Origin of the sequence: Halovibrio sp. HP20-59 (assembly GCF_033052795.2) — a bacterium.
In the GTDB taxonomy this organism is placed as follows: domain Bacteria; phylum Pseudomonadota; class Gammaproteobacteria; order Pseudomonadales; family Halomonadaceae; genus Vreelandella.
Genome location: NZ_JAWJUW020000029.1, coordinates 16,361 through 29,857, shown reverse-complemented (window position 1 = coordinate 29,857; position 13,497 = coordinate 16,361). Strand labels below are relative to the sequence as shown.

Below are 13,497 nucleotides of genomic sequence, written 5' to 3'. Positions count from 1 at the left end.
TTTCGCTGTGCTTAACTGGCTAGCCGTTGAACTGGCTTGCCGCAGCGAGGAAGGCGTATTCTACGCATTTCCTGGTGGTTGTCAACCGCTGATTTTAGCGAGCGAAGCGAACGATGAAACCTGCTCTAACTTCCTGACAAACCAAGGCTTTTACACCTTATGCACCGCTGGTAACGCTAGGCGTCCCCGGCAGCGGATGCGTACTATACGATCTCACTGGCGGGTTGGCAATAGGTTTGCTGAAAAATAACGAGAACTCCTTTTATAGACACATTTATAGCGCTATTTGTTAGCCCCCGCACGTAGCGTCTTTATGTGGTTTATCTCGTGGGTACTGCTCCTTATTGGTTCATGGTTTAAGCTTGAGCTAATCACCAAAGACTCTTAATATTGGTCTTACCAATTTAGAGAGGCTATTAGATATGAGCCATTCACTATGAGCTATCCACCGCTACGCCAGCCGCGCTTGGCCGACGTTATCACCGAGCGCTTGGAGGCAATGATGCTGGAAGGCAGCTTAAAACCCGGTCAGCGCCTCCCGCCCGAACGTGAATTAGCCGAACGCTTTGGCGTGTCGCGCCCCTCCTTGCGCGAAGCCATCCAGAAGCTAGCCGCCCGGGGGTTATTGACCAGCCGACAGGGCGGCGGCAACTTTGTTAACGACGACCTCAGCAACGGCTATACCGACCCGCTGCTGGAAATGCTCTCCCGGCATGACGAATTTCAGCTTGATCTACTCGAATTTCGCGATGCGATGGAAGGTATATCTGCCTATTATGCCGCCCTTCGCTCTACGCCTGCCGACAAAGCCATATTGCTGCAACGCTTTGAAGAACTTGACGGGGGCTTTGCCGGCGCGGATCCAGTTCAAGAAGCCAAGTTGGATGCGGCATTCCACCTAGCCATTGCCGAGGCGGCACACAATGTTTTGTTGCTGCATACCATTCGCGGTATTTTTCATTTGTTAGAAAAAAGCATTGTCACTAACTTGGCACACCTATTTGCGATACCCGGGTCGCGTAGCCAACTCATGCAACAGCATCGCGCTCTACTGGATGCCATTTTGGAAGGCCGTGCGGAAGATGCCCGAACTCGCGCCCACGAACACTTGGTATTCGTTGAAGAAGGGTTACTCGAAATGGCGCGCGCCGAAACACGCGCCCAGCGTGCCCTTCGCCGCGCCCAGGGCACTCGTACGACTCCCGTATGAGCAGCGCTGAACTAAACAACCAGGCGCCTCCCCCTTTGCCCCTGCGCTGGCGACGTCTATGGCTCTTGGTCATCCCAATAGGCTTGGTCGTCTGTGTATGGCAGGGCGCCCAACTGGCGCGTGAGCAAGCGCTTTCCAACTTGCAGGATGACGCCGAAAACGAGCTACGCCTATCTGCCGCCAACTTGAACGGCTATTTACTGCGCTACGATTACCTGCCGCAAATGCTGGCTACCCGCGAAGGTGTGCAGCGCTTTTTAGTTTCCCCTGATAGCCAAGACCCAATGCCGCTAAATATGCTGCTGGACCGTTTCCGCTTTACAGCAGGGGTGTCGGATGTCTACTTACTCAATCGCGAGGGCGACACCATTGCCGCCAGCAACTGGCATCGTACCAATACCTTTATTGGTCAGAACTATGCTTTTCGCTCTTACTACACCGATGCCATTGCCGGGGGGCAGGGGCGCTTTTTTGGCTTGGGCATCAAGTCTCTTGAGCGGGGCTACTACTTTTCATCGCCCGTGTGGCTAGACAACACCTCGCCCGATGCACAGCCAGACGGCGTGTTAGTGGTTAAAGTACTGTTAGATGATGTTGAAGAAAGCTGGGCAGAGCAGGATGCTGAACTGTTCGTCACTGATAGTGACGACATTATTTTCATGGCCAGCCAGCCCGGACTGCGTATGAAAGCACTCCACCCGCTTAGCGATGAACAGCGCCAAGCGTTAAGGGATACGCGACGCTATGCCATGGAGCCGCTCTCTCCATCGGGGATCAAAGTGAATGCACCTTACGGCAAGGATAGCCAATTGGTCAGTTTCTCCCAAGGCCCGCTGAGCAGCAATGACTACCTTAGCTTGACCCGGCATGTACCTGAGTTTGGCTGGCAAATGCATATTTTAAAGCCGCTAACCCCGGTAGTTAGCGCTCAATGGATTGCCGCCCTCATGGCGGGAGGCCTCTACGGCGTGGTTTCGCTCGGGGCGGGCATTGCTTGGCAACGCCTTCGGCTGCGCCGAGAGCGGGAAACGTTTGCCGAACGTGAGCGCCAAACCTTGGCCCGCGTTCGCGATGAGCTCGAAGTCAGCGTGGAACGCCGCACCCGCGATTTGGTAGCCAGCAACCAACGCCTTTCGGATGAAATCGAAGAACGCCGTCGCGCCGAAGCCAACTTACGCCAAACCCAGAATGAGCTTATTCAAGCCGCCAAACTCGCCGTGTTGGGTCAACTCGCTGCGGGCATCAACCATGAGCTTAACCAACCGCTTGCGGCTATTCGCGCTTACGGTGAAAACGCCCGGCGCTTTTTGGCGTTAGCCCGCTATGATCGAGCCGATGCCAATCTTGAGCAAATTGTCGAACTAACCGAGCGCATGGCGGATATCAGTGCGCAGCTGCGCCAGTTCTCGCGTAAAAGCAGCGAGCGCCATGAGACTATTTCAGTGCAAGCCTGTATCGACTACGCTTTACGCCTGTTTCAAAGTCGCCTGCGCGAAGGCAATATCAGCATTATTCAGGATTGGCCGACTGAGACCCTGTGGGTAAAAGGCGACCTAGTACGCCTGGAGCAAGTGCTGGTAAATTTAATCGGCAATGCGCTGCAGGCCATGAAAGCCGTGCCCAACCCTCAGCTTACGCTCAAGGCCTCTATTAGCCAGCAGCAGGTCATTATTAGCGTTACCGATAACGGCCCCGGGATCCCAGATGCTTACCTGAGTCAAATCTTTGAACCCTTTTTTACTACTAAAGCACCGGGCAGCGGTTTAGGCCTAGGGCTCCCGATATCGTCGCGTATCATGGATGATTTAGGCGGCAAGCTGCAGGCGACTAACCAACCCGAAGGCGGCGCTTGCTTCACTATTATTCTGCCTCACTCACCATTAACCCACACCCAGGAGAATTCCGCTTATGCATGAGCCGTCGACGCTGCCGGTCATGGTGATCGACGACGAACCGCACCTGCGGATCACCGCCAGCCAAACCCTCGAACTTGCCGGCTATACGCCCTACTGCTTTGAGTCAGCGGAGCAAGCGCTAGCGGCCTTAACACCCGACTTCCCGGGGGTGATTGTTAGCGACATTCGCATGCCGGGAATGGATGGCATGGCGTTACTCCATGAGCTACACAGTCGCGACGCCACCCTACCGATTATATTGATTACCGGCCACGGCGATATTTCCACGGCCGTCGAAGCCATGCGCGCCGGGGCTTGGGATTTCCTCGAAAAGCCCTTTGCCGGTGAACAACTGCTGGATGTGGTGCGCCGGGGCATAGAAAAGCGCCAGCTCAGCTTGGAAAACCATCGACTTAAAGCCGAACTGGAGGTACAGCAAGCCGCTTTGGGGCCGCGCCTAGTTGGCCGCACGCCGATTATCTCGCGGCTGGCCGCGATGATTCAGCGCATCAGCCAGGTAGAAGCCGATGTATTGCTGTTTGGCGAGACAGGTACCGGTAAAGACTTGGTGGCGCGTGCAATTCACGAACGCAGCGGACGGCGAAATAACCCCTTTATGGCCATCAACTGCGGCGCAGTGCCCGAAAATACTATTGAGTCCGAGCTGTTTGGTCACGAAAAAGGGGCCTTCACCGGCGCCGTAGAGCGGCGCATTGGCAAGTTTGAACACGCTAACGGCGGCACGGTGTTTTTAGATGAGATTGAATCGATGCCCATGGCGCTGCAAGTCAAACTACTACGAGTACTACAAGAGCGCAGCGTTGAACGGCTGGGTGCCAATGAAACCGTCCCGCTCGATATACGCGTGATTGCGGCCACCAAAGTAGACCTCAAAGCCGCCTCTGAAGAGGGACGATTTCGCGAAGACCTATACTATCGGCTAAACGTGGTCACCCTCCCGCTGCCCGCGCTGCGCGAGCGACGTGAAGACATTCCTCTGCTGTTCCAACACTTTGCCGTGGTCGCTGCCAACCGCAGCGGTCTGGAAGCACCCACCCTTGACAGCCCTGCCATTGCCGCCCTGCTGGCCCACGACTGGCCCGGTAACGTGCGCGAGCTGCGCAACCTAGCCGAGCGCTACGTACTGCTGGGCGCTGCGTTCGATTACCGTCTGGATGCACTGCTGGAAGGGGTCAGCGCCGACACCGAAGAGCCCAACCTGCCACGCCAGGTAGAGCTGTTTGAAAAAAGCCTGATCAGCCAATCACTGGCACGCTACCACGGCCGGGTGACCGACGTCTGTCGCCACTTGGGCATTCCGCGCAAAACCTTTTACGATAAGCTTAAAAAACACGGCCTCAATGCCGACGACTACCGCCACAGCAGCGAGCCTTGATGTAGCAACTGGCCCAATACCGACCAGGGCGGCACCCAGGGAATTAGCGTTAAGGTGGCAATTAGCATCAGCAGATTGGACATCGGGCGGCGACAATCGCCGAGCTTAAGCGCCGTCCCAAACGAGCGCTTTAACCGCGCGCCCTCCAGGTCAACGCTGTATATCTCATCCAAACTTAGATGGATCACGAAGCCCACCAAAATTGCGGTGCCGTGAGACCAGGCCAACCATGCTGGCTGGCCAAGTAAATTAAAACTTAGCGCAGCAGTGAGCAGGCCACAAAGTCCGCCCGCGAGCAGAGAATGCCAAATACCGCGGTGGACGGTAAAACGCGAAAACGCCAATCCCGCCAAATAGCGCACGCTGAAATAAATGCCTCCACAGGCAACTAGCAGCGCGCCAGGGCTTAGCCATGGCTGTAACAGCAGCGCCCCCAACACTAAGGCGGGCACCGAAAGCAGGTTAAAAATCAAACGGATAGAGTGCGATCGGTCGGCATCAATGTCGGGCAAAACACCCCCAAACGTCACCAATGCAATCATCAGCACCGCTTGGGAAGGTGGCCACCATTGGCCCTTCCAACCAGCGTAAGCTATTAACATACCGCCCGCCGCTGCCACCATAATATGCGTGCGAAAATTAGCCATGACGCGGCATCCCAGAACCTGTAAAACAGAAAGCTGTATAAATTAACAGATCAAAGGCGCTCGCGAAATGACTGATGAAGAAAAAAAGGTTGGCTTAGCAATCGCTTAGGGTAAGTCTCAATGAAGTCGCTAGCGTATGGATTCGGCCAGAAAGCGATCTTTCAATTTAACGTAATTACCAGCGGTATAAACAAAGAACGCACGCTCGGTATCTTTCAGTGGACGCATTGCTTTAGCTGGGTTACCGGCATATACATAGCCACTTTCAAGATGCTTACCTGGTGTTACCACGGCGCCAGCAGCAATAATGACTTCGTCTTCGACAAGCGCACCGTCCATCACAATCGCCCCCATGCCGACCAATATTCGGCTTCCCAGGGTGCAGCCATGCAAAATTGCTTTATGGCCGATGGTCACATCGTCACCCACGGTGAGCGGAAAACCATCAGGATTGAAGTCACTGGCGTGGGTAATATGCAGCACGCTGCCATCCTGAACACTGGTACGCGCGCCGATACGAATACGGTGCATATCGCCACGGATGACCGTCATCGGCCAGACGGAGCAGTCGTCGCCCAGCACCACATCACCGACAACCACACTGGCCGGATCAATATAAACGCGCTCACCCAATTGGGCCTCCATACCTTGATGGCGCCTTAACGCACTGCTCATAACTCGCTCCTAGGGTTCTGATAGACAGTTCTGATGGACAGTTCTGATAGACAGCTTAGAGAGTTTAACTACCTCACTATAGCAACCCTGCCAGTAGAACAATAAAAGTCAGCGGGATCGACACCCAGCGGATGATATTGCGCCATAGCAGGTAGCCGTTTTCACCTATGCCTAACGCACTGACCACTCTCTCACGGGGCATTACCCAGGCGGCAAAAATAGCGATCAATAAGCCGCCTAAGGGCAGGAACACATCCGGCGGTATGCTGCTAACCAGCTCGAACACGTTGCGCCCCAGCAGCGGTCGAAAATCCGCCAGCGTTGAAAAAGAGAATGCCGATAACAGCCCGATCAGCCAAACGCTGAGCGCCACCACTGCAGTCGCAATACTGCGGCGCAGGCCTAAGCCCTGCAGCGTTGCGACCATGGGTTCCGCCAGATTAATTGCCGAGGTCCAGGTGGCCAACAGCAGCAACAAAAAGAACACGCTGAGCCATACTGAGCCCCAGGGCAGCTCAGAAAACGCAATGGGCAAGGTGACAAACATTAAGCCTGGTCCATCGGTAGGGTCCATGCCCTGGGCGAAAACCACCGAGAAAATTGCGATGCCCGCCAGAAGTGCCACGCTGATGTCGAGTACCGCTACCGCTATTGCTGCCTTGGGCAGACTCTGCTCTTCAGGCATATAGGCGCCATAGGCCATTAAGGCACAGGCACCCACGGCCAAGGTAAAAAACGCATGGCCCATAGCATGGACAACGACTGAAGGGGTTAGCGCCTCAAAGGAAGGTAAAAATAGCCATGCCAAGGCCGGGGCAAAACCATCGGTCGTCGCGGCATAGCCCGCTAGTAGCAGCAACAACAGATACAGCAGCGGCATCAGCAGGTTATTGAGCCGCTCTAACCCCTTGGCAACGCCCGCCGCCACCACGGTCATGGTCATAAACAAAAACAGTGAGTGATTAAAAATCAGCAGGCCGGGGTTAGCTAAAAAAGCCTCAAAACCGTCACCAATCTCAGCAGCACTCGCGCCCTTAAAAGTACCGTTGACAGAGGCCACCAAAAATTCAATCGACCAGCCCGATACCACCGAGTAGAACGACAAGATACAAAACACGGTGAACGCCCCAAATAGCCCCAACCAGCGCCAGTGAGGTGAAGCCCCCGCCTCGGCAGCCAAGGCGCTCAATGCTTGCATTGGGCCCCTGCGGCCTGCTCGGCCAATGAGTATCTCCGCCATCATCACCGGAATACCCAGCAGCAGTACAAACGCCACATAAATTAGCAAAAAAGCCGCGCCGCCATTCTCCCCAGCCACGTATGGGAAACGCCAGATATTGCCTAACCCCACCGCAGCACCCGTTACCGCCAAGATAAAGGCCCGCTTCGACCCCCAGCGCTCCAGCGTCTCGCTCATCACATGCTCCTGCCATTGGTGGCATTAAAAGGCGGCAAGACTAGCAGGCGCTTGCGTGCAGGCCAAACACTGTCAGTCAACCTGACATTAACTATCGTTGCTGAAGCTGATATTGAAACACGGCTCCACCGCCCGCATTGTGTCACTATTGCCGTATTCTGTTGCGCATTCCAAACATTTTAAAAACGCTAGACGTTTAAATAACACTGCCACTTGAGGTGACTATGTCCTCCAATCCGCTGCTTGAAACGCACGAGCTGCCCCCTTTTGCTGAGATTCGCGCCGAGCACGTGGAGCCCGCCGTGGACACGTTGCTCAACGAAAGCCGCGAAGCGATTGATCGCCTCGCCGAGCAGGCCGCCGCTACCCCGCCCACCTGGGATTCTTTTGCGACGCCCTTTGAAGCGGTGAACGACCGGCTCACCAAGGCGTGGTCACCGGTCTCGCACCTCAATGGCACCATGAACTCGCCAGAAATGCGCGAAGCGTACGAGGCATGTCTTGAGAAGCTTTCCAACTTCGGCACCTGGGTAGGCCAGCACGAAGGGTTGTTTCATGGCTGGCAAGCATTGAAAGACGGTCCGGCCTGGGAGCACCTGGATGCCGCGCAGCGGCGTACCGTGGAAAACAGCCTACGTGATTTCCGCTTGGCCGGTGTTGATCTGCCCGCCGAAAAGAAGTCCCGCTACGGTGAAATCCAGTCACGGCTCTCAATGCTGACAAACCAGTTTTCGAATAACGTGTTGGATGCCACCCAGGCTTGGCATAAGGACGTCGATAGCCTAGAGGCGTTAGCCGGAGTGCCGGAGAGTGCTCTCGATACCTTAAAAGCTACCGCCGAGGCGAAAGGCGTTGCGGGCTACCGTATTACCCTGGATTTCCCCAGCTTCTTCCCGGTGGTTAGCTATGCCGATAACCGTGAGCTACGCCGGGAGGTTTACACCGCTTTTGTTACCCGTGCTTCTGATGAAGGCCCAGATGCGGGCAAATTCGATAACGCGGCGATCATGGAAGAGATCCTGGCGCTGCGCAGTGAAATGGCCCGCCTACTCGGTTTTGCCACCTACGCTGATTACTCCCTCACCACCAAAATGGCGGAATCTCCCGAGCAAGTGCTCGATTTTCTCAACGACTTAGCCCGCCGTGCATTGCCTCAGGCGAAGGAGGAGTTTGCAGAACTTACTGCCTATGCCCGAGAAGAACTCGGCCTAGAGACGCTGGAACCGTGGGATGTTGCCTATGCCAGCGAAAAACTGCGCGAAGCGCGCCACTCGATCTCCCAGGAGCAGTTACGCCCCTACTTTCCGGCCCCTCAGGTCGTCGATGGTTTGTTTCTGGTCGTTGAACGCCTTTACGGCGTGCGCTTTGAAGAAGATACTCAGGCACCCCGCTATCATGATGACGTGCGCTATTTCCGTATCACCGAACACGGCCAACCCATTGCTGGTTTCTATCTGGATCTCTACGCCCGCGAAGGTAAGCGTGGCGGTGCCTGGATGGCCGACTGTCGGGTGCGTCGTCAAACGGAGCAGGGCCTGCAACTGCCCGTCGCCTTCCTAACCTGCAACTTTACCGCCCCGGTAAACGGTCGCCCGGCACTGCTCACCCACGACGAAGTCACCACACTGTTCCATGAGTTTGGCCATGGTCTCCACCATATGCTGACCCAGCAACAGATCGCCGATATTTCCGGCATTAACGGCGTCGCCTGGGATGCCGTCGAGCTACCCAGCCAGTTTATGGAAAACTACTGCTGGGAGCGCGAAGGCTTAGACCTACTTGCCAGACACGTAGATAGCGGCGAACCACTGCCAGCAGAACTACTCGAGCGCCTTCAGGCAGCCAAGAATTTCCAGTCAGCCATGGGTATGATGCGCCAAATCGAGTTCTCGCTGTTTGATCTGCGGCTGCACCATGAACTCAGTGCCCCCAGCGCCAGCGACGTGCAAGCCTTGTTAGATGAGGTGCGCGAAGCGGTCTCTGTGCTGCCGAAAGTGCCGTTCAACCGCTTCCAAAATAGCTTTGGTCACGTGTTTGCCGGTGGCTACGCTGCCGGTTACTACAGCTACAAGTGGGCTGAAGTGCTCTCGGCAGACGCCTGGAGCGCCTTTGAAGAGGCCGGTATTTTCGATCCTGAAACGGGCCAGCGCTTTCGTCGCGAGATTCTGGAACAGGGCGGCGCCCGCGATGCTGCCGACCTGTTTGTGGCTTTTCGTGGCCGTGAACCCAGCGTAGAGCCACTGCTACGCCACAGTGGCATCCGCGCCGCTTAGAGCCCTTTCAAGTACATTTTTAAAACACTTTCTCATTCGCGGCGCCTTTTGGGCGCCGCGAATGAGAAGCCAGGAGCCACTATGTCGACTGTTAAACGCTTTATTGCGGGCGTTACCTGCCCTCGCTGCGCGGCGATGGATCGTATCCGTGCCTGGGAGCAGAACGGTATTCGCTACAGGGAATGCGTCAGTTGCGATTTTTTTGAGCAGCTGCCCATTGAAGACGATGCGTTGACCGAAATGACCACCCGCGTCAATCAAGTCCGTGACGACCAGAAAGAGCAGGATGTGCAGCCCGTGCGCATTATGGAGCCAGGAAAGTCGTCTCGCTAATTTCCTGCTCTAGCGCTGGTCGTACAGAAAGAACGCAAAATGTGTGTGGTTATCCGCATACTAAAAAGCCACTGCCGTGCGAATAATCGGACACAATTGCAAAAAGCACTTGCCACCAAAGTTGAATAAAAAATTCATAATTTATTGATATTAAAATAATAAATATTAGATGGCACAACTATCGCTGTTATATTGGCTGCATACGCTGATAAATGCAGCATAGACTGCCGGCATGAATCGTGGCCGTCTGTCTATAACCCCAATAACAGCTAGGAACTTTCGCCATGCGCAATCAAATGCCTAAAACGTTCACTCTTCTCGCTAGCAGTGCTCTACTTGTAGCGGCTGCCAGCAGTGCCCAAGCTCAATCAGACCGTTCCGATTGGCCCGATAACTTTACCGTCGGCACCGCTAGCCAAGGCGGCACTTATTTCGTTTACGGTTCGGGCTGGGCAAACTTTATTGCTGATGAGCTAGACGTATCTGGCGGCGGCGAAGTGACCGGCGGGCCCAATCAAAACCTGGCCTTGGTACATACCGGTGAAATAGCCCTCGGCCTGACCACCATGGGTCCAGCTGCCGAAGCACTGGCTGGCGAGAGCCCACTAGCCCCCGGCGTGCAGATGGATAATGTTTGTGCGCTGTTCCCGATGTATGAGACTCCATTTTCCATTACGGCCCTTGCCGACAGCGGTATCGAGTCAATTTCCGACATCCCAGATGGTGCACGCATCGGCTTTGGCCCGGCTGCCTCAACGTCTGACACTTACTTCCCGGCCATTTTAGATACCTTAGGCGTTGACTTTGAGCGCCGTAACGGCGGCTGGTCCGACCTGGGCGGCCAATTGCAGGATGGCCTACTTGATGTTGTCGCCTTCGCTGCCGGCATCCCAATCCCTGCGGTTAGCCAGTTGGAAGTGCAAACCGACATCAACATCATTGAATTCACTGAAGAAGAGCAGCAGCAAGTACTTGAAGCCTTCCCAGTCTCAGAGTTCATGATTCCGGCCAGCACCTACCAGACCCTCGAAGAGGACGCCCGTGCCGTTTCTATGTGGAATTTCACCATTGCTGGCTGCGATCTGCCCGATGATTTCATCTACGAGATCACCAAGCTGAGCATGGAGAACAACGATAGGATGCGCGAAATCCACCGTAGCGCTGAATTTAGTGTTCCGGAAAATATTAAGTACAACACCGTATTGCCGTTTCACCCGGGCGCTGCACGCTGGTACGAAGAGAACGGCTATGAAATTGCTGATGACATGATTAACTAAGCAGCTTTCACCGTTCCAACTGCCCCGTTTCCGGCCCTGCCGGGCGGGGCAGCTTTCGCTGCTACTCCCCCTTTTTCTGCTTTTGCTGTGAGGGTGAACTCTAATGAGTCACAAAACCGACCAACAACCCAATGGTCTTAATGATGATGAACGCCCGGCGTCGGTGGTAACAGAAGTTATTGCAGAAGGCGTCGACGAGGACGTTGTTGAATCAAATCGCCGCCTGTTCACTGGCTGGCAGTTCCTGCTATTTGCAGCATTAGCGATCGCTTACTCAAGTTTCCATCTGATTTCACTCAATGTGTATCCGATGGAAACTTGGTCGTTTCGTATCGTTCATATCGCCGGTGCACTTATTCTCGGTTACGGGCTGTTTTCAGGCGCCCACTTTGCCGAAGACGATCACCACGCCTCAAATGCGGGCTTTAAGTGGCTTAGCTACGCACTGCTGATTCCCGCCGCCTATGCGCTGGCGCAAGTATTCTTAATGCAGCAAACGCTCAGTGGCGGTGCTATGCGCATCGACCCCAGCATTGAAAACTGGCATTTTGGCTATCCACTAATGGCAACCACGGCTGTCGCCGTTGTACTGTCGTGGTTTTATCGTCAGGCGCGTCACCGCTTCAATCCTACCGACTTAGTGCTGATGGTATGTGCATTGGCTAGCGCGGGCTATTTGTTGGTGGCTTATAACACCAATATCCGTATGACAACGGGTACCTCGTTTGCTCCATCCGGCATTTCTTGGGCGGCTATCGCGGGTTCTCTACTCATACTAGAACTTACCCGTCGGGTGGCCGGTTTGGCCTTGGTGGTCATTTCCGCCATCTTCCTGACCTACGTCTTCGCTGGGCCTTACTTACCCGGATTCTTGGGCTACCCAGGCTTGTCGCTACAGCGCTTCTTTAGTCAGGTATACACTGACGCTGGCATCCTCGGCCCAACCACCGCAGTGTCGTCAACCTATATTATTCTTTTCATTATTTTTGCCGCGTTCCTGCAGGCTTCTAAAGTAGGTGACTACTTCGTGAACTTTGCCTTTGCCGCCGCGGGTCGCGCCCGGGGTGGGCCGGCAAAAGTATCGATCTTTGCGTCGGGCTTGATGGGCATGATCAACGGCACTTCAGCAGGTAACGTGGTTTCCACCGGCTCGTTGACTATTCCGCTGATGAAGAAAGTTGGCTACCCCGCGCGTAGCGCAGGTGCCATTGAGGCAGCCGCCTCAACCGGTGGGCAAATCATGCCACCGATTATGGGCGCGGGTGCGTTCATCATGGCTGAAGTGACCGGCATTCCGTATACCGAAATTGCCATTGCGGCGATCATTCCAGCCATTCTTTATTTTGCCTCTATCTACTTTATGGTCGACTTTGAAGCCGCCCGTAAAGGCATGCGGGGCATGCGTAAAGATGAAATCCCGCTGTTCTCAAAATTAGTCAAACAGGTCTATTTGTTCGCCCCCATCATTATCTTGATTGCAGCACTATTTATGGGCTACTCGGTGATTCGCGCGGGCACCCTGGCCACCGCGTCGGCAGCAGTGGTTAGCTGGATTTCGCCCAACAAAATGGGCTTCCGCGCTATTTTGAGAGCGCTCCAGCTTGCGGGCACGATGTCGATCCAGATTATCGCCGTGTGCGCCTGTGCAGGCTTGATTGTTGGCGTTATCTCGTTAACGGGTGTGGGCGCGCGCTTCTCCTCGCTGCTACTAGGTCTAGCCGGCGTCAGCCAACTGTTGGCACTGGTATTTGCCATGCTGATCAGCATTATGCTGGGTATGGGGATGCCCACTACGGCGGCCTATGCGGTTGCTGCGTCGGTAGTGGCACCTGGCTTAATCAACATTGGTATTGAGCCGCTGGTCGCGCACTTTTTCGTGTTCTATTTCGCGGTGGTATCAGCGATTACCCCGCCCGTTGCTTTGGCCTCTTATGCCGCTGCAGGCATCTCTGGCGACAACCCCATGGGCACGTCAGTCGCCTCGTTCAAGATTGGCTTGGCAGCCTTTATCGTGCCGTTTATGTTCTTCTACAGCCCCGCTATGCTGATGGAGGGCTCTGCCATGCAAATACTGCGTGTCGGCGTGACCGCCACGCTGGGGATTATTTTGCTCTCCGGCATGGTGCAGGCGTGGTTCTTTGGGCCGGTTAAGGTTTGGCAGCGGGTGCTGATGCTGGTGGGGGCGATGTTTATGATCTACGGCGGCATCTATACCGACATCCTCGGCCTCACCATTGGCATCCTGCTGTTCGTAATGCAGCGCAAGCTACACGGCGGTGGTAGCAAAACAGTGCAAGCTGGCTGATAGTTTAAGCCGCTAAACGCTAAGCGCAAAAAACCCCGCTCAACAACGTTGAGCGGGGTTTTTAGTGAG

At 55.0% G+C, this 13,497-nt stretch carries 10 protein-coding genes; 7 read left to right on the top strand and 3 right to left on the bottom strand.

Annotated features, from left to right (window positions below; all coding sequences use genetic code 11):
* Nucleotides 1-436 precede the first annotated feature (436 nt).
* From RZA33_RS18755 to RZA33_RS18745, 3 genes are read left to right on the top strand one after another with little or no spacing between them, the layout of a single operon-like run.
* Nucleotides 437-1,210 (top strand): GntR family transcriptional regulator, encoded by a 774-nt coding sequence (locus RZA33_RS18755; protein WP_317509240.1) that lies wholly within the window; start codon nucleotides 437-439, stop codon nucleotides 1,208-1,210.
* Entirely contained in the window at nucleotides 1,207-3,126 is a 1,920-nt protein-coding gene (locus tag RZA33_RS18750; RefSeq protein ID WP_317509239.1) for a sensor histidine kinase, read from the top strand. The genes RZA33_RS18755 and RZA33_RS18750 overlap by 4 nt, the downstream gene beginning before the upstream one ends.
* Nucleotides 3,119-4,501 carry a sigma-54 dependent transcriptional regulator gene (locus RZA33_RS18745; protein ID WP_317509238.1) on the top strand — a complete coding sequence of 461 codons (1,383 nt, stop codon included), beginning with the start codon at nucleotides 3,119-3,121 and terminating at the stop codon, nucleotides 4,499-4,501. The genes RZA33_RS18750 and RZA33_RS18745 overlap by 8 nt, the downstream gene beginning before the upstream one ends.
* Here the strand turns inward: RZA33_RS18745 and RZA33_RS18740 are convergent.
* The 3 genes from RZA33_RS18740 to RZA33_RS18730 form a co-directional block, all read right to left on the bottom strand.
* Nucleotides 4,477-5,148, bottom strand: a complete 672-nt coding sequence (locus tag RZA33_RS18740; RefSeq protein WP_317509237.1) for a metal-dependent hydrolase — start codon at nucleotides 5,146-5,148, stop codon at nucleotides 4,477-4,479. The two genes, RZA33_RS18745 and RZA33_RS18740, sit on opposite strands and share 25 nt — an antisense overlap.
* Before the next feature lie 129 nt (nucleotides 5,149-5,277).
* Nucleotides 5,278-5,823, bottom strand: coding sequence for a gamma carbonic anhydrase family protein (locus tag RZA33_RS18735; protein WP_317509236.1), 546 nt, complete (start codon nucleotides 5,821-5,823; stop codon nucleotides 5,278-5,280).
* A 76-nt stretch (nucleotides 5,824-5,899) separates the two neighbouring features.
* Entirely contained in the window at nucleotides 5,900-7,240 is a 1,341-nt protein-coding gene (locus RZA33_RS18730; protein ID WP_317509235.1) for a sodium-dependent transporter, read from the bottom strand.
* A gap of 224 nt (nucleotides 7,241-7,464) precedes the next feature.
* On the opposite strand from RZA33_RS18730, the gene prlC reads away from it, so the two are divergent.
* The 4 genes from prlC to RZA33_RS18710 all read left to right on the top strand — a co-directional run bounded on the left by prlC (nucleotide 7,465) and on the right by RZA33_RS18710 (nucleotide 13,428).
* Nucleotides 7,465-9,513, top strand: coding sequence for an oligopeptidase A (prlC, locus tag RZA33_RS18725; protein ID WP_317509234.1), 2,049 nt, complete (start codon nucleotides 7,465-7,467; stop codon nucleotides 9,511-9,513).
* A gap of 81 nt (nucleotides 9,514-9,594) precedes the next feature.
* Nucleotides 9,595-9,846, top strand: coding sequence for a YheV family putative zinc ribbon protein (locus RZA33_RS18720; protein ID WP_317509233.1), 252 nt, complete (start codon nucleotides 9,595-9,597; stop codon nucleotides 9,844-9,846).
* Between the two features lie 284 nt (nucleotides 9,847-10,130).
* Nucleotides 10,131-11,123 (top strand): TAXI family TRAP transporter solute-binding subunit, encoded by a 993-nt coding sequence (locus RZA33_RS18715; protein ID WP_317509232.1) that lies wholly within the window; start codon nucleotides 10,131-10,133, stop codon nucleotides 11,121-11,123.
* 103 nt (nucleotides 11,124-11,226) lie between these two features.
* Nucleotides 11,227-13,428 (top strand): TRAP transporter fused permease subunit, encoded by a 2,202-nt coding sequence (locus RZA33_RS18710; RefSeq protein ID WP_317509231.1) that lies wholly within the window; start codon nucleotides 11,227-11,229, stop codon nucleotides 13,426-13,428.
* Nucleotides 13,429-13,497 lie beyond the last annotated feature (69 nt).

Coding starts and splice junctions, on each gene's coding strand:
- prlC (WP_317509234.1), top strand. CDS start 7,465: ATGTCCTCCAATCCGCTGCTTGAAACGCACGAGCTGCCCCCTTTTGCT.
- RZA33_RS18715 (WP_317509232.1), top strand. CDS start 10,131: ATGCGCAATCAAATGCCTAAAACGTTCACTCTTCTCGCTAGCAGTGCT.
- RZA33_RS18745 (WP_317509238.1), top strand. CDS start 3,119: ATGCATGAGCCGTCGACGCTGCCGGTCATGGTGATCGACGACGAACCG.
- RZA33_RS18755 (WP_317509240.1), top strand. CDS start 437: ATGAGCTATCCACCGCTACGCCAGCCGCGCTTGGCCGACGTTATCACC.
- RZA33_RS18730 (WP_317509235.1), bottom strand. CDS start 7,240: ATGAGCGAGACGCTGGAGCGCTGGGGGTCGAAGCGGGCCTTTATCTTG.
- RZA33_RS18735 (WP_317509236.1), bottom strand. CDS start 5,823: ATGAGCAGTGCGTTAAGGCGCCATCAAGGTATGGAGGCCCAATTGGGT.
- RZA33_RS18720 (WP_317509233.1), top strand. CDS start 9,595: ATGTCGACTGTTAAACGCTTTATTGCGGGCGTTACCTGCCCTCGCTGC.
- RZA33_RS18740 (WP_317509237.1), bottom strand. CDS start 5,148: ATGGCTAATTTTCGCACGCATATTATGGTGGCAGCGGCGGGCGGTATG.
- RZA33_RS18710 (WP_317509231.1), top strand. CDS start 11,227: ATGAGTCACAAAACCGACCAACAACCCAATGGTCTTAATGATGATGAA.
- RZA33_RS18750 (WP_317509239.1), top strand. CDS start 1,207: ATGAGCAGCGCTGAACTAAACAACCAGGCGCCTCCCCCTTTGCCCCTG.